This is a genomic window from Nostoc sp. FACHB-152 (assembly GCF_014697475.1).
In the GTDB taxonomy this organism is placed as follows: Bacteria; Cyanobacteriota; Cyanobacteriia; order Cyanobacteriales; family Nostocaceae; genus Nostoc_B.
Genome location: NZ_JACJRV010000024.1, coordinates 1 through 24,848, shown reverse-complemented (window position 1 = coordinate 24,848; position 24,848 = coordinate 1). Strand labels below are relative to the sequence as shown.

The following is a 24,848-nucleotide window of genomic DNA, read 5'->3' as shown; positions in this document are numbered from 1 at the left end:
AAATTCATCAAGCGTAGTCCTAAAACCTTACAACCTCAGCAAGACTATCAACTCAACCAAAAAGTTGCCTTGTGCTAAACGCTAATCATGCATTTAGGTTTCGATGAGCATTAATCCTACAATTTTTCAAGCCCCAATTCTTTTAATTCTCAAAATTCACTCTACAGATAGATAACTAGCTTTATACTCATGTCTGAAAATCTATAATACTTATTTTGTATAGCGTTATCGACATCAGCTTCCTAATCATAGCTGTAACTTCAAATATGATAGCTCTGGATCAACCAATGCTTTGTACCTTGATTCGGAGGCTGTAACTGTGACCCATGAGATGAACTCTCAGCTCGCGGAAAATCTCTTTATCGGCGACAGTGAAATGGCGGCACTTATGCGAATGCACGACTGGTCACAAACGTCGCTCGGTGCAGTAGAAACTTGGTCACAGAGCTTAAAAACATCTGTGCGAATTATGTTAACTTCTCGCCAAGCCATGTTTGTTTGGTGGGGTGACGACTTGATCAACCTGTATAACGATGCATATCGAGCCATTCTGGGCGGCAAACATCCACAGGCATTAGGCCAAAAAGCAGCCGTCGTCTGGCAAGAAATTTGGGATCAAGTAGGGCCACGCGCACAAAGCGCATTATTAAAAAATCAGGGGACTTATGATGAAGCGTTGCTGCTGATTATGGAGCGCAATGGCTACCCAGAGGAAACTTATTACACCTTTTCTTATAGCCCTGTGCCAAATGATGATGGCAGTACGGGCGGCATTATTTGTGCCAATACTGAAGATACTCCGCGCATCATTGGGGAGCGACAGTTGGCACTGTTAAAAGAACTGGCAGCTAAAACAGCAGACGCGCGTACATTTGATGAAGCCTGTAATCTTAGTACCAACTGTCTAGCAACTAATCCCTACGACCTACCATTTGCGATGATTTATTTGGTAGATCCTCAGCAGCAGTGCGTGACTTTAGCCGGAACCTGCGGTATTGACCGAGGACACCTAGCTGTTGATGAAACTGTTGTACTGGATGATGATTCGCTGTGGCAGTTTGCCAAGGTGTTGACAACCCATGAAACTTATCTCTTAACTAACTTAGAACAGCAATTTTGTGATTTGCCCACAGGAGCGTGGAATTACCCACCACATCAAGCTGCTGTAGTACCGATCGCACCATCAGGACGGACAGGAAAAGCGGGTGTATTAGTGGCAGCATTAAACCCATTTCGGCTGTTCGATGAGAACTACCAAGGATTTCTGAACTTAGTTACATCTCAAATTTCGGCTAGCATTGGCAATGCTCAGGCGTATGAGGAAGAACGGCAAAGAGCCGAAGCCTTAGCGGAATTAGACCGCGCTAAAACGACCTTTTTTAGTAATGTTTCCCATGAATTTCGGACTCCATTAACTTTAATGTTAAGTCCGTTAGAGGAACTATTGGCAAAAGATAACCTGTCACTAGACCAAAGGCAAGAGCTTGCCTTAATGCACCGCAATGGTTTGCGGCTGTTGAAGTTGGTAAATACATTACTAGATTTTTCCCGCATCGAAGCCGGAAGGGTGCAAGCGGTTTATGAACCCACGGACTTAGCTACCTTCACCGCCGAATTAGCCAGTATCTTTCGTTCCGCGATCGAGCAGGCTGGCTTGGAGTATATTGTCACCTGTGAACAACTGCCTGAAGCCGTCTATATAGATCGCTCGATGTGGGAAAAGATTGTTCTTAACCTACTGTCGAATGCGTTTAAATTCACATTTTCTGGAGCAATTACAGTCATCCTGCGGCAGGTACAGCACCAAGCCCAATTAATAGTTCGGGATACAGGTATTGGGATTCCGCAAGCAGAATTACCCCAATTGTTTGAGCGGTTTCACCGAGTTGAGGGAGCGCGAGGAAGAACCCAAGAAGGTTCAGGGATTGGACTAGCCTTAGTGCAAGAGTTGGTGCGGTTGCATGGTGGTCAGGTACAGGTTGAAAGTATTGAAGGGAATGGTACTACCTTTAGCATTACCATTCCTTTTGGTACTGCCCATTTAGCCCCAGAGAGAATTCAGGCAACACCAACCTTAGTTTCGACCGCAATCGGTGCAGCTCCTTACATTGAGGAAGCCTTACGCTGGCTACCGGAAGAGGCAGGGGAGCAGGGGAGCAGGGGAGCAGGGAACAGGCTGGAAGAAGGCAATAGGCAACAGGCAATAGGCAACAGGCTGGAAGAAGGGGACAGGGAACAGGGAACAGGGAACAGGAAAGAATCTTATCTGTCGCCTGTAACCTATCACCTGTCACCTTCCTCTGCTCGAATTCTGTTGGTTGATGACAACGCTGATATGCGGGAGTATGTGAAGCGATTGCTGAGTCAGGATTATGTGGTCGAGACTGCCACTGATGGTATTGCAGCACTGGAAGCGATCGCAGATTATATACCGGATTTGGTACTGACGGATGTCATGATGCCCCGGTTAGATGGCTTTGGTCTGCTGAGTACATTACGAAGTAACAATCGTACCCGCGAAATTCCGATCATTTTGCTGTCTGCCAGAGCCGGAGAAGAGGCAAAAGTCGAGGGATTAGAAGCCGGAGCTGATGATTATCTCACTAAGCCGTTTTCTGCCCGTGAATTGTTAGCGCGGGTCGAAGCAACTTTAAAGTTGGCGCAACTGCGGCAAAATGCGATGCAGCAAGAGCAGACCTTGCGACGAGAAGCCGAAACAGCCAAGCAGAACGTTGAATCTATTTTGTCAAGCATTAATGATGGGTTTTATGTTTTAGATCGCAACTGGTGCTATACCTATGTCAACGATCGCTTGTGCCAAATCATCGGCATGAAACGCGAACAGATGCTTGAGCGCAGCATTTGGGAAGTATTCGCAGATACCGTTGACACTGAAATTTACATTCACTTTCATCGAGCATTTAGCGAACAAAAGCCAATTCAGTTTGAATATTTTTACGCCACCTGGAATCGTTGGTATGAACACCGAGTTTATCCTTCGCCCGATGGACTGACCGTTTTTGCGGCTGACATCACCGAGCGCAAACAAGCCGAACTCGAACGCGAACACCTGCTGGCGCGTGAATTTCACTACGTTAATCAATTACAGGGATTAACTAGAGCCGCACTAGCAATTAATTCTGCTCTTTCGGTCGAACAACTATTGCGGGTAATTACAGATCAGGCAGCATCAATCATTGGTTCTCATCAATCTGTTACAAGTATGACGATTGACCAGAACTGGGGTCAAGCAATTACTGCCATCTACTTGTCTGATAAGTATGCAGCTTGGCGAAATTACGATGAAAATCCAGATGGGTCTGGTATCTATGCCAATGTGTGCCGTTTAAATCAACCAATGCGGATGACTCAAGCCCAACTAGAAGCACATTCTCTTTGGCGAGGCTTTGGCAAGGAAGCAAACAACCATCCGCCCATGCGTGGCTGGCTGGCTGCTCCCCTAGTTGGGCGAGACGGGAATAACATTGGTTTAATTCAGCTTTCCGATAAATATGAGGGTGAATTTAGCGCAACTGATGAAATAATCTTGATTCAATTAGCGCAGATGGCTTCTGTAGCGTTGGAAAATGCGCGATTATACCAAGCCGAACAGCAAGCACGTTCAGCAGCCGAAGCATCAAAAGAACAAGCTCAAGCAGCAAACCGAATTAAAGATGAATTTTTGGCTGTACTATCCCATGAATTGCGATCGCCGCTCAACCCGATTTTAGGTTGGGCAAAGCTCTTGCAAAAAGCCAAGCTAGACGAAGCCAAGACAAAACAAGCTCTCTCAACCATTGAGCGTAATGCCAAGCTGCAAGCAGAACTGATAGAAGACCTTTTGGATGTCTCTCGAATTTTGCAAGGTAAGCTTTCTCTCACACGCAGCCCAATTAATTTAGCATCGACTATTAAAGCGGCGTTTGAAACTGTGCAACTCGCAGCAGAAGCCAAATTCATTCACCTAGAGGCAGACCTTGATGCTGAAATTGGAATGGTTTTGGGCGACTCAACCCGCTTGCAGCAAGTAATTTGGAACTTGCTGTCTAATGCCGTGAAATTTACACCTTCAGGTGGTCAGGTTTATGTGCAATTGTCACAGGTTGATAATCAAGCTCAAATCATTGTTCGTGACACCGGAAAGGGCATTACTCCCGATTTTCTGCCTTATGTGTTTGATTATTTTCGTCAAGCCGATAGTGCTACTACGCGTAAGTTTGGTGGGCTAGGTTTAGGGTTGGCAATTGTGCGTCACTTAGTTGAGCTTCACGGTGGTACTATTCAAGCCGATAGCCAGGGCGAAGGTATGGGAGCCACATTTAGCGTTAAGTTACCACTATCTACTCTGTTGAGCGTTGATCAAAATTTGCAATTGTCGGAACCATCCCTGAGTTTACATGGTATCCAAGTTTTAGTGGTAGATGATGATACTGATACACGAGACTTTGTTGCTTTTGTAGTGGAACAAGCAGGGGCGAAAGTGATCACAGCCACTTCTGCACGTCAAGCATTGCAGGTGTTAACTCAATACCAACCAGATATGTTGCTAAGTGACATTGGGATGCCCGAAATGGATGGCTATATGCTAATGCAGCAGATCCGGGCATTACCAAAAGAACAAGGCGGAAAGATTCCCGCGATCGCCCTTACAGCCTATGCTGGAGAACTAGACGAAAAGCAAGCACTCAAAGTTGGTTTTCAAAAGCATATTTCTAAGCCCGTCGAGCCAGACAATCTCATTATGGCAATTAATAAGTTGTTAAGCACCTAAGGCGTGAATTACCAATTGGTAGCCCTATGGTGAAAATATCACTAAACCAAATTCTTCCCCAGTTGGGCAAAAGCCTATGCCTCGGTATGCGGCTTGGGCTGCGTAGTTTTCTCGATTAGTAAATAAGATAGCGCGTTTGACACCATGCGATCGCGCCTCTAATAACGACCCAGCTACTACACATTTAGCGTAACCTTTTCCCCGTAGTGGCGGTGGTGTCCATACGCCACCAATCTGCACAATATCAGGTAAAAGAGCGTTAAAGGCGGTATAAGCTATGGGCATATCTTTATTTACCAATACCCAATGCCTAGCTGTAGTTTGTCTAGCTTCTATTTCTTGGCGACAAGTTGACAATAAATCAGGTGTTTCTAATTGACCTAAAGTTTCTACATTGTAAGCAGCACACCACTGACTAAGTAACTCAAACTCTTCTAGATAAGGTAAACGACACTGAACTGTTCTCAATGTTAGAGCGGGAGGTATTTGTAAATCTGCCAACGATAAGGAGAACAATATCTCGCTTTCATCAAGTTGAGTTTGGCGGTTAACCAGTCTCAATACTTCCTTCGTCATCTCAACTTGTGCTGTGGGGCCTGCAATTCCCGAAATCGCTCGATTAGATTGTGTTACCACGGCTTGCACCACTTCTGCAAGATGCACAGGTGCTTGAACTACAACCATTCCATTCCAATAATGGGCGGCGACTGCAACTATAGTTTCATCATCGGCGATCGCTGCTACATAAGTTCCTTGAAACCTAGCACCTTGATCAATTAATCCCGCCTCTCGCCAATTTGAACGCAGAAACATCGATGTCTCGGTGTGTTGCAACAGAAAATTTTCTAGCAGTTTTTCATCACCAGGTTGTAAAGTTTTTAATGTAGCCACAAAAAACTCCATTTGCAAGGGGTTTGCCATCAAGGGTTGTTATATCAATATTTTGATTGAAAATAGAATTTATAATATTACCCATGACTAACGAAAAAGTCGTACTAGTTACAGGCGCATCATCTGGGTTTGGGCAGTTGATTGCTCAAAAACTTGCTGCTGTGGGTTACTGTGTTTTTGGTACCAGTCGCAAAGAACATCAAACTCTACAGGGTGTGGAAATGTTGACCCTGGATGTTACGTCTGACTCTTCAGTAAAATTGTGTATTCAACAGTTGCTCACACGGACTAATCGCCTAGATTTACTAGTAAATAATGCTGGACAAATTCATACCAGCATGATTGAAGAAACTTCTTTAGAACAAGCAAAGGAGATTTTTGAAACGAATTTTTGGGGTGTTGTGCGTGTTACTAATGCTGTCTTGCCTATTATGAGACAGCAGCGTAGTGGGCATATTATCAATATGAGTTCAGTTGCAGGGTTGATTGGCGCACCGGGTCAAGGTTTTTACTCTGCAAGTAAGTTTGCACTTGAAGGATATAGTGAAGCTCTAAGTGTAGAATTAGACCCATTTAATATTAGAGTATCTTTAATTGAGCCTGGTTACTTCAAGACCAATTTGAACCAAGCTATGTTACAACCCACCGCAGTTAGTAGCGACTATGACAATGTACGCGATGTAATTATCTCATCTGTCCATCAAGCAATTGCACAAGGTGATAATCCTCACAAAATTGCACAAGCAATTGCCCGTATTGCTTCAAGCTCCTCACCACGATTACGCTACCGTGTTGGTTATGAAGCACAATGGTTGCCTCGTCTGAAAGCCATTTTACCAGATAAGCTGTTTCGATTTGGTGCGCGTAAACGGTTGAATCTGCCTTAAAAAAACTCGACAATCATTAGTGCTTGTGATTGGTCGAAATCCCAATTGAATTCAATTGTTAGCGATGCCATGCACCATCAGCGAATTCATGATATTTATGGAAAGCATGAGTTGTTGTGATTCTTGCTTAAAAGCAAAACGCTATTGCTGTTAGAGGTAATTATCACAACTAATTTAGGATCGCTATATGTTAACTCTTCTGACGTTTTCTCAGAATCACCTAGAAATATTCTCAAGTAAAGATGTTGATACTGTTCTGAGAAGGATTAATGGTTCTCATAATATCTGGTTGCGATGTATTTACTTCCGCGATCGCACTGGAACTGCCAAAATTATTAACCACTTTCAACTCGATCCATCTCGGATTGATATGATTTTTAACCATTCCCTTACGGGAGTTGATGAAGATATGGAAGATTGTTTATTTAATGGCTATGAAATCCTAACTCATCAAATAAAGAACCGAGAGTTTCAGGTAGCGCGCGGCAGTATTGTATTAGGTCATAATTTTATTATTACCTTTGAGATCACAGAAATTAAAGTTTTAACTGGACTAATCAATAATATTCAAAAACAAAATATAGAAATTCAAAAATGTGGCGTTGATTATATATTATATCTAATTTTTAAAGATATTTTAAACGATTACCATAGTGTGTTTGATTATATTTCTAGACAACTTGATGATTTAGAAGATGAAGTTTTAGCAAATTCTGGCGATGAGAAAACATACCATAAAATTGCGGCAATGAGGCAATCAACTCGTTCCGGGCGGCGAAATTTTCAAAATCTCAAATCCCTGATAGCTCGGATGAATTATGGAGACTTTCAATGGATTACTCAGCCAGTGAAAACATTATTTAATCAAGAGTTAATTTATCAAGTTGATAATCTTTGGCAAGAATATCAAGCATTGAGAGTCTGGATGTCAGAATTAATGGAAATTCAACGCGATAATATTGCTAGTAAAACTAGTCAAAAAATTAATCGTTTAACTATCCTTTCGACTGTATTTTTACCCATCACTTTTATTACTGGTTTTTATGGTATGAACTTTAAACATATGCCAGAATTAGAACAACCTTGGGGTTATCCGGCTGTGATTAGCGTGATATTCTTAATTGTGATTAGTAGTATTGTATTTGCTAAACAACAACGCTGGTTATAAGTAGAATTATATGCAGGTATTTGTTGCCAGATGGCGATCGCCATTCACAATATCTGCAATAAAAATCCCAGCACAGAAAATTCTTAGTAGCAACTATACTACTTGTAATATATATAGGATTCATATTTGATTTCTGAAAAAAAACTCAGTATCCTCTTATTCCTTCGTTCCTGTTCCCTATTGCCTATTGCCTATTGCCTCTCTACACAAGTATGTTCAGTAATCAAATCAGATTCCTATATACAAATTGTTGCTTAACTGTTTATGTTTCTTCAAGTTTACGGTATCCCCAACTGCGGCACTTGCAAAAAAGCTTTGAACTGGCTCCAAGCTAACAGCATTGACTACCAGTTCATTAATACAAAAGATACTCCACCGACTCGTGAGCAAATCCAAAACTGGGTGAAGTCTTTGGGTGCTGCGCCCATGCGAAATACTTCTGGTCAATCCTACCGCGCTTTGGGTGATGAAAAAAAGTCGTGGACTGACCAACAGTGGATTGAAGCATTTACAGTTGATGCAATGCTGCTCAAACGTCCGCTATTCGTTAAAGATGGAACAGCCGTGCTGGTTGGTTTTAGAGATGAGGCAATGGTTAAAGAAAAATTAGGGCTGAAATCAAGTGATTAGGCAATTTTCAAGTAAAAATTCGCCAAATGATCACAAATAATGCCAGAATTGCGCCAAAGTATGCTAATGAGCGGATACCTGTAATTCCAAAAATGTAGGACAGACTGTGCAATATTCTTAGCACGACGATCGCAATTGCTGCGTAAGCAGTCACACTATCGTTCTGAGCGGTTAGGTGTGCAATTACAATTACTATTGCAATCATCGCTAAATTGTCATGATGATTTCGCTGCGCCCGATCTGCGCGCCCGACCCAAGGGGGAACATCCGGCATCTTATCTCGGTTTCCCATTCCCCAACTAATATCTGAATAGGCTACACGGGCAAGTGCAGGAATGTGATTTAACGGAAATGACCACAGGGCCAAAATTAACAGACAGATTAAGTCAGGTGTCATGAAACTAGCCAAAAAATATCAACCTGATGATTCTAAGTCAATAAGGTTCAGTTAGTGATATTAGAAATTAGTTTAATTCCTGATAATCTTAATTACAGCCTGTACTAATATATCTGGGTCTATTGGTTTAGATAAATGCTTTTGAAATCCAGCAGCTAAAGCTTGTTGTTCATTGATTTCACCAGCATAAGCTGTCAGAGCGATCGCGGGAATTTGTTTGCTGCGTTCTGATGGGAGGGAACGCACTTGTCTGATTAATGTATAACCATCAACTTCAGGCATACCAATGTCACTCACCAAAACATCTGGCCCGAATGATTCTATGGCTGCTAAAAATTCGGAACTAGTAGCAACCGTCATTACTTCTGCGCCGTAATCAGCTAGCATGATTGTGAGAAAATTGCGGCTGTCTGGTTCATCATCGATAGTTAAGATTTTAATACCTGTAAGATTGAGTTCATCGGCAGACAACTTCTCAGTGCGATCGCTTTCTGGTTCAATGTTGAGCAAGGGTAAACTGACAGTGAAAGTGCTTCCTTGTCCTTCACCTTGACTGTCAACAGTAACTGTACCAGCGTGGGCTTCGACTATGTGCCGCACAATTGCTAAACCTAACCCTAATCCGCCGTATTTACGGTTAACTGAGACATCTTCTTGACGAAAAGATTCAAATATGTAGGGGATAAAATCGGGGTTAATACCTTTACCGTTGTCTGTGACTATAATTTGGGCTTGGTTGTCTAAGCGTTGTAACCAGATTTCTACCCGTCCCCCCTGGGGAGTAAACTTGATGGCGTTGGAAAGCAAATTCCACACTACTTGCTGTAGCCTTACAGCATCACCAGATACCTGCCCAATATTGGGTAACTCTGGATGAATCAGAATTGATTTAGCAACAGCAGCGGTTCTGACAGTATCAATGGCAGCTTCAATCACAAATGTTAAATTAACAGGGTCAGGATTGAGGCTGAGTTTACCGCGCAAAATTTTGGCAACATCAAGTAAGTCATCAATCAGTTGGGTTTGCAACTTAGCATTACGCTCAATGGTGGCTAAGGCTTCAACTGTTTTGTTTTCATCCAACCTCCGACTTTGTAGCAGCTTCGTCCAACCAAGGATAGGGTTGAGGGGGGAACGCAACTCATGGGAGAGAATAGCTAAGAACTCATCCTTGATGCGGTTAGCTCTTTCAGCTTCATTACGGGCTACTTGTTCTAATTCTAAAATGCGATCGCGTTCAATTTCTAATTCTTTTTGCTCGTGAATATCTGTACAAGTACCAAACCAGTTTAATACCTGCTCTTGTTCATCTTTGAGTGGAAATCCTAAAATTAAATGCCAGCGATAACTACCATCTGAGTTTCGCCGGAAGCGGTATTCATGTTTATAAAATGTACTATTTGCAAGGGCTAATAACCACATAGATTGGGTTGATTCTACATCTTCTGGATGTACTGCCGATAGCCAACCAAATCCCAAGGCTTCCTCAGTTGTTAATCCCGTATATTCACATAATTTTTGGTTTACATAGTCACAATTACCATTGGCATCGCAAGTCCAGACGAGGTGAGGAATGGTTTCTGCTAAGAAACGGTAACGGGCTTCACTTTGGCGAAGTTCTGCTTCTACCTGTTTGCGAGCAGTAATATCCATTGAGAATCCAATCATACCTACAGGATTCTGATTGCGATCTCGCAGTAAAGAAAGTGAGAGCAAAAGCTCTAGGGGTTTACCAGATTTGCTTTGTGCTATAACTTCTATTTCATGGCTACCTTGAGCTTTTAGCGGCTCGATTACTTGATTTTGTAAAAATGCATGGTTTTGGGGTGCATAAAGCATCGTAATGTGTTGACCGATCGTATCTTGGGCAGAGTAACCAAAGACTCTTTGAACGCCTGGATTCCAACTGGTAATGTAACCATTAAGATCAGTGGATACGATACTGTCATGTGTTTGAGCGAGGATTTGTGCTTTTAGTTGCAGTTCTTCTTCGGCAAGTTTGCGATCGCTAATATCTTGATGAATACCTGCCATCCGTAAAGGCTGACCATTCTCATCTCGTACTACCACTTTACCGTAGTTAGCAATCCATTTTGGCTCCCCAGATTTTGTGATCATTCGATAATCAAATTTGTAAGGCACCGAACTATCCAGCAGATGGGCGTTTAAACGTTCTATGGCAAAAGCTTTATCTTCTGGATAAATAAGTTCTTTCCAAGTATCAACGTGGCTGGGCAGTTCCCCAACTTGATAACCGAGCATTTCTAACCATCGGGGACTGAGGTAAAGCTCATCAGTGACTATGTTCCAGTCCCATAAACCATTGCCCGATCCTTCTAGTGAAAGTTGCAGGCGCTCCTCGCTAGATGTGAGTAACTCTTCGGCTAGTTTGCGCTCAGTAATATCTAAATCTACACCCGCCATGCGTACAGCTTGCCCTGCTTGGTTGTAGAAAACTTGACCTTGGCTGAGGGCCCAACGAATATTATTATTTGGATAAACTACCCGAAATTCGATGTTATAGTCTGCGCCTGTACTGATGGCAGCATTAATTGCTTCCTGTATGTGATCGCGATCGTCTGGATGTACCCTAGAGAAAAACATCGCCAAAGAGCCATTAAACTCTCCCACTTTCAACCCAAACAAAGCTTCTAAGTTTTCAGACCATTTAATTTCACCTGTGAGTATATTCCAGTCCCAAGTTCCCATCCGGGCAGCTTTTAGTGCTAACTGGAGTCTTTGTTCACTCTCTTGCAGAATCGACTGAGTACGTTTGTGTTGGGCCAGTTCATGTTGTGCTTGTTGTAAAGCTTCAGACTGGCGGATGGCAATACTTATATGGGTGGCTAATTCCTGAAGCAAATCAATTTCTGAGCGTTGCCAATTTCGCGGTGCTGCACAATGATGAGCTATTAAAATCCCCCAAAAGTAGTTGTCGTGCAGAATTGGCACTACCAAATTTGCTCGGACTTGAAACTGAGCCAGCAGTTCTACGTGGCATTGGTCGATGGTACCATCAAAGATATCTCTTTTGCTGGTAACTAATCCCTGACGATAGCGTTCGATATAAGAATCTACAGCAGTCGGATCAAGGTTGAGTAATCCTTGACGATAGCGTTCAATATAATCCTCTGCTAAACAGGGATCGGTCATGGAATAATTGAGAATAGGTTGCCATTGTGACCCTACAGATTCTGCAATTACTTGTCCGTTAGCATCTGCATATAATCGAAAAATGATTACCCGATCCGTTTGGAGGAATTGCCGCACTTCGTTAACAGTGGTTTGGAGAATTCCTTGCAAGCTGGAAGATTTATAAATTTGTTGGATAATTCTGTTTAATAATCTTTCTTTTTCTACTCTCTTTTGTAGTTGATTATGTAACTCCAGCTTTTCAATTGCCCCATTCACCGTTTGCTGGAGTTCTTCAGCAGTAATTGCGCCTTTCACTAAATAATTTTGTGCGCCCGCTTGCATAGCCTGCACGGCGATCGCCTCATTTCCTAGCCCTGTTACTACAATTACAGGTAATAATGATTGGCGCATCATTGTTTGCAATTGTAAGAGAAATTCCACTCCATCTAAGTCTGGTAGTCGATAATCTAGCAACACAATATCAGGTTGATGATCTCGCCATAGTTCTAACCCTAATTGCCCCAATTCTGCTACTAAAAAATTGTATTTGTATTCTCTATCTTGTAATAAATACCGCCGATACAGTTCACAGTCTCCTGGGCTATCATCAACAATCAAAACGGTGCGCTGTTGCTGGTTCATAACTACATTAATAATTAGCAGATAGCTCAAAAATACTTAAATACCCCAGCTAATTCTACCAATAATTCAATTTTTTGAAAATAATTTATGCGTCACAACCAAAGCATATTTATGTGTCTTTTAAATATAAATTATGGAAAAATAACTAAATATTTAATTGGAAATCTATTAATTTTATTTATTATATATTTTGTCAATTAGTCTAAACTATACAGCAATTTGTAACTAAATGAGGTACACAACTAGTACCGCAAGGCGGAAGTCAAAAGTCAAAAGTCAAAAGTCAAAAAGCTTTTATTTTGGGTTTTTGAATCTTCTAAAAGGGTATCTAGATTTCCGCCGCTTTGTACTAGAGAAGTAAAGATAAAAATTCTTCGTCTCCCTCTTAGCTTGAAATAGCAGGGGAATCTGGGGCGGTAGTATGGTCTTAAATAGTTGTTTTTCTAAATAATCTAAGCTGGTGTGAGTTCCATCGGGAATATGTGTTACACCATTTCACGAAATAAATGATCCAAATAATTTCTCCTCTGCCCCGGTCACTGAGCGGCTTGCCCTGAGCGTAGTCGTTCGCGCAGCGTCTCCGACAGGAGAAGGGAGCCGAAGTGCTGCCCCCCTGCGGCCCATTTGTATCAAACTTAAAGTGAAATGGTGTTACACCGGGAACTAACGGCCCAAAGTTAGCCCGTTGTAATGTTTTAGAACCAGTTAAAGACATCGCGCCGTAGGTACGTCCGTGGAATGCGCCTCAAAAAGCAACGAGCAGCGATCGCGTTTTACAATTGCTTTAGCGCACGGCACACTAGGTAAAAGCTGATCAAGGTAAATAAGTACTTAGACAAAAATATTTACAGTCATTGCGAGCGAAGCGAAGCAATCCCAGCCCTTGCGATTGCTTCATTCCGCTTCGCTCCATTCGCAATGACTTTGTGTAATTAATTCTGTCAGACTACTTACTTAACATTTTTTTAGATTTATGATGATTAAACTGTCATATGTGATTTTTGACAGTAACAAGTGCTGCCATTTGTATAAATGTTACGCATTGACAGAAAAACGAGAATATGAGTTATTACTTTTTGAGGAAATATCGACAATTATTTATGAAGCCTCTGAGTCATGTAGCACAACAGCTTTATCAATATGCCACTGCTGAGTGCTTAAGTTGTCTGAAGATGTCGATATTGATTACACAAAGGAGCAGCAATAAATTAGGTATATAAAGTTACGATGCCTTGTTGGGCAAGCATTCAGGATTGAACCAGATATAATGACCTATTGTATTCACTGGTTACACATTGCCAAAATAATATGCTCAAATATTAAGCAAGTGTAATTACTATTTACTAATAGAAATTTTTGCAAGTTATGACTAACTTATTTAATCAAAAAATCAGCTTGACTATAGGTATTACTGCTTTACTAACTTCTAGTTTGGCTTATGGCTATTCTTTTATTCAATCAAGAAATGAACAGTTAACCCAACAACCAAATATTCAGGAAAGTTCTCCACTATCTCAACCGCAAACTTCACTGGTTTCAATGCAGGCTAGTAATATAACTACATCAGGTTTTCAAAATTTTCGGTTATATCAACCAATATCTGATAACTTCCTAGAGAAACAAAAAAAAACAACCTCTAGCCCCAATGTTACATCAGTAAACATTAGTTATCCAGTTATAGATGAGTGGAAAAATTATAAATTTAGTGTAAAAGGTAGCAATATTCTATCTCCCTCAAAACTACCAACTACTAAAGTTAAATTTAACCAAGCAGATTTATTAACAACTCTCATCAATACCAGAAACTATTTTCAACAAAACTCTGCTGCTGACCCAGATGTTTTACGCAAAGGTTTATTGGGAACTCAAGGCGTAAGTGTAGAAGATGTTCTCAAAACCTTAGATTTCATGATTGCTACTTTGCAAGAAGATATTGCTCAAAATCGCCCTACTCGCCTACAAGATGCTAATTTCATCAATAGTAATTTTCGAGTTATTAAATGGACTGCCTATAACAAGCAAAATCCTAAACAGCAGCAGTTACGCATGACTAAATATGCTGTTTTTACTCATCCTGGCTCCCATACCAAAACAGCAAAATTTAACACACCTATTTATAGTTTAAACACAACATCAAGCACCGATAAGTTTTATACTCGATATACCAAACAAGATGTTTTATCTGGAATTTATGAACCAGGTGGTAAGGAATATGGCAAAGTTAAACCCCTAGCCTATTTGACTCGTATAGGTTTAGAAGAAGCCTTAATGCAGGGAACTATACTGATTAATTTTACCGATGGAACTAAGGCATTTTTTAATGTAGATAGAAATAATGGAATGTCTTATATTCGAGGCTTAAAAGCAACATCACAAAAGCGTTATTGGTATTTTAAACAAGTGGATGCCATCAAAGGTTATGGTTATAAAATAGATGCCAAAATTTCTATCAAGCCAGGGGTAACATTTGCTGGAGATGTACTAAATATTGGTTTAGGTAGAATAGTTGTGATGGAACACACTCAAGGTGGACGTAAGCAGTTGCAAATGGGAGTAATTGCTGATACAGGTGGAGCATTTTTACCTAATCTTTATCAACTCGATTTTTTAGCAGGTATTTTTCAGAGTCAAAAAGAGTTTGGGCAGCATATCAGTAAGTTGCCTGAATATGCTACCGCATATTTTTTAGTTAAAAAGTAACTATGGACGGGTCAATAGTTCTAAGTTGTGACCATCAAGGTCATAAAAATAAAAACCACGGCCGCCATTTCTGTAGTTTAGTTGACCTTTATTGTGATGCATAGGGTCGCTGCTGTATTCTAGACCTGCTTCTTTGATCCGCGCAAAGATATTCTCAAATTCTGCTTCATTAACATGGAACGCATAATGATGTGATTCAAAGTCTTCGCTGTCAGCGAAGTCTAGCGTCAGTGTATCGTTAACATGAACTACAGCAAAATGGTTTATTGGTTTTTCTACCTTTAAACCAAAAATTTTGGCAAAAAATTCTGCTGCTGCTTTTTTATCGTGTGTGGGTACTATAGTGTGATTTAAGGTAATTGTCATATACACCTCACTTTGTAATTTGGGTGTTAATAAATATCAACAGTTCATCGGGACAATTTAGACAAAATTGTTTTGAACGATGTCAGTCTAACTTTATTCTATCAATGTAAAAAAACTTAACCTACACCATATGAGCTTGGTTCTGCAAATGCACTTTAATATTACGCTTTTGTGAACAAAAGGTAACATAGGCAAGATTGATTGAGTTATCGCAATTTTATTGAATTTGAGGGAATTTAAAGGCTGGGATTCCTAAATTTGCAAAGAAATTAGGTATCTTGTTTTTGCTGACTGGTTTAGAAATACTAGATGAAAGTTATTTATTGCAATAATTATTTACTTTTAAGAGTAAAACTGAATACTAAATTAACTTAATATTTTCTTTCTATTGCCTACCTTGGAGAAACTACACCTACCCCAAGGTGGACATTGACCATAAATTTAAGCTAAAGTTGTAATGAGTTTGTTTTAGCTGAGGATATAAAAAAATAACCCGCAAAAAGCTCTAAATATAGTTGTTTAAGGCTGTGAGTAGTGCAGCGATCTCGCTTCATCCACTCAGTTAGATGCCAAAAATAGTATGTAAGATTTTTTTATATCAAAAAGAACCAATAAATACGGAAATAACCAATTACCTTAATAGTTAGCGAAAAATCCTATGGACAAACCAACGATAGCGAAAAAACCAATTCGTTCCTTAGAAGATGCGCTTGAGCGTTGCCAAACACTGGGTATGCGGGTTAGCCGCCAGCGTCGCTTTATCTTGGAACTGTTGTGGCAAGCAAATGAGCATCTATCTGCTAGAGAAATCTACGATCGCTTAAACCAAGAAGGCAAAGACATCGGACATACTTCTGTTTATCAAAATCTCGAAGCTTTATCCAGTCAAGGCATTATTGAGTGTATCGAACACTGTGATGGTCGTTTATATGGCAATATTAGTGATGCTCACAGTCATGTCAACTGCCTGGATACAAATCAAATCCTTGATGTGCATATAGAATTGCCAGAGGAATTGCTGCGTCAAGTTGAACAGCAAACAGGCGTGCAGATTACAGAATACAGTATTAATTTCTACGGTTATCGCACTCCCTCTGAAGAATCATGAAGAGAAGTTCAGTATTTTTCGGTTAAGAACTAGGTCGGATGAATCAGGGAAAATTTGAATATTTGAAATTGTATTTCAGTTCTTAGTCTTAACCGGAAACTATTGACGAATAGAAAAGTTAACTTTGTAGGTTTAGTTGCAGGCGATCGCAACATAAAATATCACATCAAACTTGTGATCAAAAACATTTACCAGGAAAAAACATTAACTATATTATCTTTGGCAAAACTGGCGCAGCATAAATAAATTTGCTCAAAGATTGTTGCAACTACACCCACTTCAACACTCAGGTGTAGCCCTATCAATATTGATGGAGTGATACAAGTTTATGACATCAAGCATAACTTACACTTACGATGCTGTAGGCAACCTGATAGCCGAAAACAGGGATGACAACAGTGATGGAAAAGTAGATGCAGTTATTACCTACACCTATAAAAATACATACTTTAGCTATGACTTAAACGGCGACGGTAAAGCTGATGCGAGCGTAACCCGTACATATGACATTCAGGGCAATCAGACATCCATTAGCGATGACCAAAACAACGACGGTAAAGCCGATTCTATCGAAACCCGGATATATGATGCCAAGGGCAACCAGATATTCGTGAGCAATGACTCAAACGGCGACGGCAAAGCTGATTATATCTTCACCGCTACATATAATGCCCAAGGCAAACCAACATCCTATAGCGAGGACTCAAACGGCGACAATAAAACTGATTCTATCAGAACCTTTACATATGATGCCCAAGGCAATCAAACATCCGAAAGCAGGGACAAAAACGGCGACGGCAAAGTTGATGAGATCAAAACCTATACATATAATGCTCAAGGCAAACTGACATTTTATAGAGAGGATCTAAACGCCGATGGCAAAATTAATAGAGTTGATACATCTATATACGATGCGCAGGGCAACTTAACATCCTTACGCAAGGACTACAACGCGGATGGCAAAACTGATGAGATCAGAAACTCAACATATGATGACAAAGGCAGGCTAATATCCTCTAGTTGGGATCTAAACGCCGACGGCAAAACTGAGCAGATCAGAACCTATACATATGATGCCAATGGCAAACAGACATCCGAAAGCTATGACTATAACGGTGATGGCAAAGCTGAAGAGATCAGAAGCTATACATATAATGCCCAGGGCAAACAGATATCCTATACTATTGACAACAACGGCGACGGCACAGCTGATTATATTGACACCTATACATATGATGCCAAGGGTAATAAGACATCCTATAGCTTTGACAACAACGGCGACGGCAGAGTTGATCATACCGAAACCTTTACATATGATGCCAATAGCAATCAAACATCCTATAGCTATGACAACAACGGCGACGGCAAAGCTGAATGGATCATCACCTTTACATATGATGCCAACGGCAATCAAACATCCGAAAGGTCTGATAATAACGGCGACGGCAAGGTTGATTCGATTAACACTTTTACTTATGGACGCGCATTCGCCAGCTATGATACTAACAATGATGGTGTAATTGATACAACTGCCACTTACAGCTATGATTTTAGCGGCAAGTTGAAATCAGTGGAAATTGACCAGAACAAAGATGGCATCACTGATGAATTAAATATTTACAAATACGATGCTAATGAGAAATTAACTATACAACTAGTTGACAAGAATAATGATGGTAGCATCGATGAATCCACTAATTACACCTATGATGCTAACGGTAGACTCAGCGCAGAGATACTAGACAAAAATTATGATGGACTGGCTGATCAAGTTACCAGCTACAATTGCGATCGCAATGGTAAACTGATTTCGGCAGATATTGACAAAAACAGAGATGGCACTACAGATGCAGTTGTCAGTTATTTGTATAATGACCAAAGTCAACTCCTGACTCAAATCACTGAAGATAAAACTGTACTAGGTAAATTTTTAGCTGGTAGCTGCGGTAAAGATACACTCACTGGTGATGCTGGCAACGATAAAATTATTGGGAAAAACGGCAATGATTGCTTGTTTGGATTAGCCGGAAATGACAAACTGATTGGCGGTAAAGGTAACGACAAACTCATTGGTGGTGCAGGTGGCGATATCCTCACAGGTGGTTGTGGTGCTGATAGATTTGTGTTTACCAGCCTGAGTGATTCACTGTTGTTTAAACACGATATCATTACCGACCTGACAATTGGTGTAGATAAAATTGATAGGGTGAATGCAATCTCTGCTGCAAACTTGGTGCAACTTGGTACTGTTGCTAGTTTGAATCTCGTTGATATACAAGCAGTATTAACTACTAGTGCTTTTGTTGCTAAAGGTGCAGCAACTTTTACACTTGGTGTTGGCAATTATCAGCAAACTTTTCTAGCACTGAATGATGGTGTCAATGGTTTTTCCGCACTTACGGATGCTGTGATTGAAATTACAGGCTACAAAGGCAATTTGGCTCTTTTCGCAATTATCTAACTCTTTTGCGCCCCTTTCAGAAGTTTCTGGTAGGAAGACATTAATCTGTTAACACTACGAATCAAGTGTTAACAAACACTATGTAAATTTATTAACTATCATTGTATTAGCTAACAAAAAGCTGTATTTTATATACCTAAATACAGCTTTTGTTTAACATTTTCAAACACCTCTAAGAGTTATTTAGAAACTCAAACATCAATAAAATACTTATATAAAATACTGCTTTATCGAACTCAAACTCCAGTTCGTAACTTATTTAGGATTGCTATAGGATTCATATTTAATTTTTGAAAAAATCAGTACACTTTTACTAGCCTTCTTAGCTGTTGCCTATTGCCTTGCCTCCCTACACAAGTATATTCAGTAATCAAACCAGATTCACATATATCAATAGTTTTATTTAAATTATTTATTTCTATGAATATTAATCAGCCACTTCATTACGTTCTTAAACTATGCTTTCTGGTAACAATAGTTAACTCTCTCACAGCCAATGTTGCCGCTGATCAACTACAAATTTTTGGACAAGATGGTAGACATGGGGTAGATGGTCGGTCGGGACGAAATGGGAACTCTGTATCCGATCAAATAGTTCGCGCTAGCGAACAACTACAAACGATTGACATCTCTGGTTCAGATGGTGAAACGGGAGAATCTGCTACCTCTGGTGAATCAGCTTCTGGATGCCAACAGCCCCTGGATGTGGAAGTGAATGTATGCGGTGCTAGAGGCGGTAATGGTGGTAATGGTGGTAATGGCGGTCATGGTGGTGATGGTGGTAATGCTACTGTTTACTTTGAGTCACTATCTCAACTCAAGAATTTGGTATTACGTAATCGGGGCGGGAGAGCAGGTTTTGGAGGAAATGGCGGACAAGCTGGTGGTGGATGTAACTGTACTCAACCGGTCTGGACTGTAAACTACTGTACTTGGGCATTGATGGCGCAACAAATAAATGTCGAAAAAGCAGAGTGGAAAGAAATTAGAAGAGATTTATTTCGCTGTTCGGGTGATGCGTTATATGACCAACAATATAATCGACCCCTGGTGTCAAATTTAGATCCAAACTACCGCTATGGCTGGGAATATATTGGTCTATCACAGCAGAGAAATTTTACTTGTGTGAATGGCTCTATTGGTCAACCGGGACGCAACGGTACAGATGGAGAACCCGGTATTTACGGTAAAGTTTTGTTAGTCAAGGGTACAGAAACTCCTCAAGAACAAACTAGTTATGGCAATCGGGTTAGCCTGTTAGTTGATCGCAGCATTGGACTAATCAAGAAAAACCAGTCGAAACAAAAGGGGCTACGGAGTCTACTTAGTGTTGGTTCGGATGTCCCAGATAGTTACCGTTTATTAGAAACCGTCCAAGGTTCTTTTAAAGTGGCTTGGCAAACTGCTAAACGCCCACAAGATTTAGGCGATCCTCCTATCAAAGCTGAAATTAATGAATCGGGGAAATTGGGATTTTCTATTCCAGGCACATTGGAATATACACTCAATGAATCGCAAAACCAAACGGAAATTACGATTACTGGAGGTATTCACCCCAAACGCTTAGGGCGTTTTAAATTTAAAGGATTTGATCGCTTCCGCGATCCTCGCAACTTGACTCTTTTAGATGAAGGTCAGCTTCTGGGCGAGTTAAAAACAGTTAAACTGACAATTATTTTGTCCCAGAACAACTCCAAAGTTCGTGAAATTTCTTATCCACTTATTCCACATCGACCATATCCTCTAGGTTTATCAGTTTCGGACAATATTTATAAGCTCAATTTAGGCGATCGCTTTGATTCTTGGCTTCAACCAGGACAACCTGTGGAGTATGATATTCGCATTGAACAAACTACTCGAAGAGGAATAACCTATACATCTGGAATGAAAATTGGCTTCATTGTAGATAAAGTTACTCAGTCTCCCAATCTTCAATACTATAAAGGAAAGGAACTAGAATATATCCTAAGGCTGATAAATTAAGCATCCTCTGTTAGAACTATGAATAAAAGTTGGGTTTTGGCAGTTCCTCATTTAATGCCCAGTTGCCAATGTCACGAATTTTATAATCTAAAGGATCGTGCAAAGTAAAAGTCCGAAGATTACGCCAGTAACGGTCAAAACCATATTTACTATTCGTAGCGCGTGCGCCCATCACTTCAAAGATACGATTGGTAATTTCTAAGCCAACTTTAGTAGTAGCTGCTTTAGCAGTAGCGATTAAAAGCGCACATTCTCCCCGTTGCTGTGCCGTGAGTGACCATTCCTGCTCCCAAGCTGCTTGTAATAATTCTCCGGCTTGGTCAGTTAAACAGGTGGCGGCTTGGAGATCAATCCACATATTACCGTAATGTTGAAGAATATATGGGTCTTGTGTTGCACTCTCCACACCTGATGTCAACCAGGGTCTTGTAGTAGTCCGAGTATATTCTTTAGCTGCTGCAAATGCGCCTTGGGCAATTCCTAGATAAATATTAGCCAGATTTAATTGCGTCAGACAGGCGCGGATAGTATTAAAGGGTTGACTGGGTTTGTCTCTACTACCAAGAATCTCGTGAGGATAAACCAATACATTATCAAATGTAGTACTACCACTATCGGTTTGCCGTTGTCCCATATTATCCCAGTCATCATGAATAGTAATACCTTGGCGTTGGCTGGGAATTACCAGGAGCATGAATTCACCTGTTTCTTGATTAATGGCAGTTATCGGCATCATATCCGAATCTTGGGAGCCAGAGCAAAAACTTTTAGTCCCATTAAGCCGGAAATAATTATTTTCTGATGTTAGGGTGGTTCTTTTATCTAGGGGATTAACCGCATTGCACCAAAACCAATTATGGCGAATGGTATCTGAATAATAGCGTTGTTTTTGCTCTGTTGAACCAAATATATGTGGAACAACAACACCTAAATGATGGTAGGAAAAGATGTGAGCAATAGAACTATCTACTTTGGCAAACTCGCGGGTAATTTTAAAAGCTGTTTTCCAGGTTTGCCCTAAACCACCGTACTCTGTTGGCACGATCAATTTTAGCAAGTTGCTTTCACGCAAGCGATCGCGTTCTTGCTTTGGTGTTCCCCCTTTTGCATCTCGTATGACTGCTGTCTGGGCAAATTCCTCTGCTAAAGTCTTAGCTAGAATAATATAATTTTCAGAATCTCTAGTCTCTATTAATTGCATTCTTTGCAACTTCTCCAACTCAGAAAACAGCCAACAGTTTCTCTAACCAATTAGGATGGGCTAAAGTCAGGCTTCCCCAAACCAGCAAGCCAATACCTACGAATTTAACTAGCAAATCGCTCCAGCGTGAAGTTTTCTCAATTACCATCACACCTGTTAGTCCTAACATCAAGCTTAAATGTCCAACTCCTACAGTAAACATTACCAGCATCAACGCCCAGCAACAGCCTAAGCAGTATAAACCGTGACGAATTCCCAAATTCCAAGCAGCTTTTAATCCTCTTTGGTAGTGATGAGTCAAGAAACTTAGAGGATGTCTGCATGATTTTAAACAATGTTCTTTCAGTCCGCTAAATTGGAACGCGCCAGCCATGAGCAAAGTTGTACCAGAAATTAACCAAGTATTTTGCTCAAGCCAAGGACAGGAATTAATTAAGTGATGCAACCCCCAATCGCCAAGAAAGTTGAGTAAGGCAAAACTAGTCCAAAGGGTAGCATAAGCACAGATGAACACAAATAGAAGCGCAGAGACTTTCTCCTGAGTTTGTTGCTGGCTAACTTTTAAGAACAGCCGAATTAGTGGCAGACTAGAGGGCAACATCATTGCCACGATCATTACTTGCCAAGCTAGAAGAAAAATCAACAGTTTTAACAGTAGAGGTGGCAATTTTTCACCCATCAAATCATGATGATGTAACCAGTGATCTTGACCAGTCAAGACCATCAATAACATCAACATCCAAGCTACTAATACCAACCCCCACACCAATATCAAATCATTATTGATAAAGCTATACAGTCTGCTAATAACCGGATGTACAGATGTAGGTTGGTGGTGTGAATTGTTGATCACTTTTTAAGCCTCAAAGTGAAACTCACCCTGAATAGCATTGCGTCCGTTATACTCCCAAGAAAGATTGAACTCTGGGATATTTACTTTGTGGTGAGACGCTTTACCAACATAAGCCGGAGAACCAGGAATGGTACTAAAGATGCTATCAACTAGCTTAGTGGGTTTACCAGTGGCACTACGATAAGGAGCCATCTCTGCACTTAAGACATCACTAATCCGAATTGTTCCTTGGGCTTCTTTGATGTGATACTCAATGGGAGCAACCCGCACATCTAGGTTATCACTTACCAGTTTTGCTAAATCAGCGATCGCGCCACCAAGTTCACCTGTAAAAACTTTAATTAATGCTTGCTGTTGTTCAACGCTTCCCTTAGCATCAACGTAAGTAACTGCGCGCCAATTTCCCGCCAAAACATTTCCAGGAATATAGACAATTTTGACAAGAGTTAATCCCGAAACATCTAAACCCTGAATCTCTCCTCGCTCAATATGATATGCAACAAAACTATCGCAACTTCCGCCATCAGGGTCTTCTCCAATCCAACAAGGACAAGGTGTATTGCAAGAACAAGCTTCTAGAATTTGCCCTTCTAACTCATAAGTTTTGGTAGCGGTTGTCATTTTTATTTCTCCTGCTAACCTTGTGTGGCGGAACTATGAATATATTTGGAAATTTACACTATTTGTTAATAGGTCTAACTAAGAGTGCAAATATTATTCACAATCTATAGCAATCCTATTTGATTTACAAACTATTTTGATTACTTCTGCAAGGGTGGCATGAGATACAAATGCGCCACCATACTCTTGAGGAACTGTGATCTCCCATAATCCACTGGCAGAAAACTTTTTCACCTCTTCGTATGGTAAACGTCTTTCTTTGTCCCGCTCCGAATCTCCTTTAACAAATTCAGATGCTAATTGATGAGCGATCGCTATTGCTTCAGCATCGCTACTAATTACATGGGCTTGCTGCTCGGTACTAATTGTAGTTGTCATGCTTCACTTTCCTTGGCTTCAGAATAAAAACTCTTGATAGAAAGGTAATTAGCTACTCACACACTTATTAACTCTTCAGTTGTACGCCGACGAGCTTCTATTTCCCGCACTAAAGGAATCACAGTACGACCAAAATCGGCTAAGTCATCGCTATAGTGTAAGAATCCGCCCAGAATCAAATCTACTCCTACCTCGTAATACTGGCGAATGCGATCGGCAACTTGTTCTGCTGTACCAATCAAACCAGTTCGGAAGCCATCGTTGTACTGTACTAAGTCTTCAAAATTAGAATTTGCCCACATTCCCTGACGCTCACGGGTGGAAGCACCTGCGTGTTTCACAGCCTCGCCAAATCCTTCTACAGCTTCTTTATCAGCCTGAGCAATAATTTCTCGCAGTACAGCATGGGCTTCGACTTCAGTATCTCGCACCAAGATAAACGCATTCAGCCCAAACTTAACCTTACGTCCTTCTTGACGAGCCGCTTCAGATACTTCCTGAATCTGCTCTCGCACACCTTCAATAGTATTGCCATTCATGAAATACCAGTCAGACCTTAAGGGGCTACAAAAAGGGCTAGAATGCAGACAGAATAAGTCTCATAGCTCTTTGACCTTGTTGGTAGAAAGGACGCTTATTAGGACTTAATGTCAATA

General features: G+C 40.7%; 17 protein-coding genes. 8 read left to right on the top strand and 9 right to left on the bottom strand.

Annotation, left to right across the window (positions count from 1 at the left end):
* Nucleotides 1-331: 331 nt before the first annotated feature.
* Nucleotides 332-4,771: an ATP-binding protein gene (locus H6G76_RS17740; protein ID WP_190703226.1), complete on the top strand. Its 4,440-nt coding sequence runs from the start codon at nt 332-334 to the stop codon at nt 4,769-4,771.
* A 24-nt stretch (nt 4,772-4,795) separates the two neighbouring features.
* Here H6G76_RS17740 and H6G76_RS17735 read toward each other — a convergent pair whose 3' ends face one another.
* Nucleotides 4,796-5,662, bottom strand: a complete 867-nt coding sequence (locus H6G76_RS17735) for a GNAT family N-acetyltransferase (protein ID WP_190703223.1) — start codon at nt 5,660-5,662, stop codon at nt 4,796-4,798.
* An 83-nt stretch (nt 5,663-5,745) separates the two neighbouring features.
* Between H6G76_RS17735 and H6G76_RS17730 the strand changes: the two genes are divergently transcribed.
* From H6G76_RS17730 to H6G76_RS17720, 3 genes are all read left to right on the top strand, one after another.
* On the top strand, nt 5,746-6,549 hold the full coding sequence (locus tag H6G76_RS17730) for an SDR family NAD(P)-dependent oxidoreductase (protein WP_190703220.1): 804 nt from the start codon (nt 5,746-5,748) through the stop codon (nt 6,547-6,549).
* Nucleotides 6,550-6,736: 187 nt separating this feature from the next.
* The gene (locus H6G76_RS17725) at nt 6,737-7,717 is read left to right on the top strand and encodes a magnesium transporter CorA family protein (RefSeq protein ID WP_190703218.1); all 981 of its coding nucleotides are present in this window, start codon (nt 6,737-6,739) and stop codon (nt 7,715-7,717) included.
* Nucleotides 7,718-7,981: 264 nt separating this feature from the next.
* Entirely contained in the window at nt 7,982-8,347 is a 366-nt protein-coding gene (locus tag H6G76_RS17720; RefSeq protein WP_190703215.1) for a Spx/MgsR family RNA polymerase-binding regulatory protein, read from the top strand.
* A gap of 7 nt (nt 8,348-8,354) precedes the next feature.
* Here H6G76_RS17720 and H6G76_RS17715 read toward each other — a convergent pair whose 3' ends face one another.
* On the bottom strand, nt 8,355-8,744 hold the full coding sequence (locus H6G76_RS17715) for an MAPEG family protein (RefSeq protein WP_190703212.1): 390 nt from the start codon (nt 8,742-8,744) through the stop codon (nt 8,355-8,357).
* Between the two features lie 72 nt (nt 8,745-8,816).
* Nucleotides 8,817-12,521 (bottom strand): PAS domain-containing protein, encoded by a 3,705-nt coding sequence (locus tag H6G76_RS17710; protein WP_190703209.1) that lies wholly within the window; start codon nt 12,519-12,521, stop codon nt 8,817-8,819.
* Nucleotides 12,522-13,886: 1,365 nt separating this feature from the next.
* On the opposite strand from H6G76_RS17710, the gene H6G76_RS17705 reads away from it, so the two are divergent.
* Complete coding sequence (locus H6G76_RS17705) at nt 13,887-15,221, top strand: hypothetical protein (RefSeq protein WP_190703207.1); 1,335 nt, start codon at nt 13,887-13,889, stop codon at nt 15,219-15,221.
* Here H6G76_RS17705 and H6G76_RS17700 read toward each other — a convergent pair whose 3' ends face one another.
* A complete protein-coding gene (locus tag H6G76_RS17700; protein ID WP_190703194.1) occupies nt 15,222-15,587 on the bottom strand; it encodes a VOC family protein in 366 nt (121 codons plus the stop codon).
* Between the two features lie 658 nt (nt 15,588-16,245).
* Between H6G76_RS17700 and H6G76_RS17695 the strand changes: the two genes are divergently transcribed.
* From H6G76_RS17695 to H6G76_RS17685, 3 genes are all read left to right on the top strand, one after another.
* Nucleotides 16,246-16,695: a Fur family transcriptional regulator gene (locus H6G76_RS17695; RefSeq protein ID WP_190703192.1), complete on the top strand. Its 450-nt coding sequence runs from the start codon at nt 16,246-16,248 to the stop codon at nt 16,693-16,695.
* Between the two features lie 328 nt (nt 16,696-17,023).
* On the top strand, nt 17,024-19,156 hold the full coding sequence (locus tag H6G76_RS17690) for a bluetail domain-containing putative surface protein (RefSeq protein WP_190703189.1): 2,133 nt from the start codon (nt 17,024-17,026) through the stop codon (nt 19,154-19,156).
* Nucleotides 19,157-19,576: 420 nt separating this feature from the next.
* Nucleotides 19,577-21,139: a hypothetical protein gene (locus H6G76_RS17685; protein ID WP_190703186.1), complete on the top strand. Its 1,563-nt coding sequence runs from the start codon at nt 19,577-19,579 to the stop codon at nt 21,137-21,139.
* Nucleotides 21,140-21,155: 16 nt separating this feature from the next.
* Here the strand turns inward: H6G76_RS17685 and H6G76_RS17680 are convergent, their stop codons facing one another.
* The 5 genes from H6G76_RS17680 to H6G76_RS17660 form a co-directional block, all read right to left on the bottom strand.
* Nucleotides 21,156-22,340 (bottom strand): acyl-CoA dehydrogenase family protein, encoded by a 1,185-nt coding sequence (locus tag H6G76_RS17680; protein WP_190703183.1) that lies wholly within the window; start codon nt 22,338-22,340, stop codon nt 21,156-21,158.
* A 19-nt stretch (nt 22,341-22,359) separates the two neighbouring features.
* Nucleotides 22,360-23,193, bottom strand: a complete 834-nt coding sequence (locus H6G76_RS17675) for a DUF2182 domain-containing protein (protein WP_199337426.1) — start codon at nt 23,191-23,193, stop codon at nt 22,360-22,362.
* 3 nt (nt 23,194-23,196) lie between these two features.
* Complete coding sequence (locus tag H6G76_RS17670) at nt 23,197-23,814, bottom strand: DUF1326 domain-containing protein (protein WP_190703181.1); 618 nt, start codon at nt 23,812-23,814, stop codon at nt 23,197-23,199.
* Nucleotides 23,815-23,907: 93 nt separating this feature from the next.
* Nucleotides 23,908-24,192 carry an acyl-CoA dehydrogenase family protein gene (locus H6G76_RS17665; RefSeq protein ID WP_190703178.1) on the bottom strand — a complete coding sequence of 95 codons (285 nt, stop codon included), beginning with the start codon at nt 24,190-24,192 and terminating at the stop codon, nt 23,908-23,910.
* 56 nt (nt 24,193-24,248) lie between these two features.
* Nucleotides 24,249-24,779: an LLM class flavin-dependent oxidoreductase gene (locus H6G76_RS17660; RefSeq protein ID WP_277883108.1), complete on the bottom strand. Its 531-nt coding sequence runs from the start codon at nt 24,777-24,779 to the stop codon at nt 24,249-24,251.
* Nucleotides 24,780-24,848 lie beyond the last annotated feature (69 nt).

Bases quoted from the DNA above. Each gene is read 5' to 3' on its own strand.
- H6G76_RS17740 (WP_190703226.1), top strand. From the start codon at position 332: ATGAACTCTCAGCTCGCGGAAAATCTCTTTATCGGCGACAGTGAAATG.
- H6G76_RS17665 (WP_190703178.1), bottom strand. From the start codon at position 24,192: ATGACAACTACAATTAGTACCGAGCAGCAAGCCCATGTAATTAGTAGC.
- H6G76_RS17680 (WP_190703183.1), bottom strand. From the start codon at position 22,340: ATGCAATTAATAGAGACTAGAGATTCTGAAAATTATATTATTCTAGCT.
- H6G76_RS17720 (WP_190703215.1), top strand. From the start codon at position 7,982: ATGTTTCTTCAAGTTTACGGTATCCCCAACTGCGGCACTTGCAAAAAA.
- H6G76_RS17690 (WP_190703189.1), top strand. From the start codon at position 17,024: ATGACATCAAGCATAACTTACACTTACGATGCTGTAGGCAACCTGATA.
- H6G76_RS17715 (WP_190703212.1), bottom strand. From the start codon at position 8,744: ATGACACCTGACTTAATCTGTCTGTTAATTTTGGCCCTGTGGTCATTT.
- H6G76_RS17725 (WP_190703218.1), top strand. From the start codon at position 6,737: ATGTTAACTCTTCTGACGTTTTCTCAGAATCACCTAGAAATATTCTCA.
- H6G76_RS17705 (WP_190703207.1), top strand. From the start codon at position 13,887: ATGACTAACTTATTTAATCAAAAAATCAGCTTGACTATAGGTATTACT.
- H6G76_RS17685 (WP_190703186.1), top strand. From the start codon at position 19,577: ATGAATATTAATCAGCCACTTCATTACGTTCTTAAACTATGCTTTCTG.
- H6G76_RS17695 (WP_190703192.1), top strand. From the start codon at position 16,246: ATGGACAAACCAACGATAGCGAAAAAACCAATTCGTTCCTTAGAAGAT.
- H6G76_RS17670 (WP_190703181.1), bottom strand. From the start codon at position 23,814: ATGACAACCGCTACCAAAACTTATGAGTTAGAAGGGCAAATTCTAGAA.
- H6G76_RS17710 (WP_190703209.1), bottom strand. From the start codon at position 12,521: ATGAACCAGCAACAGCGCACCGTTTTGATTGTTGATGATAGCCCAGGA.
- H6G76_RS17730 (WP_190703220.1), top strand. From the start codon at position 5,746: ATGACTAACGAAAAAGTCGTACTAGTTACAGGCGCATCATCTGGGTTT.
- H6G76_RS17700 (WP_190703194.1), bottom strand. From the start codon at position 15,587: ATGACAATTACCTTAAATCACACTATAGTACCCACACACGATAAAAAA.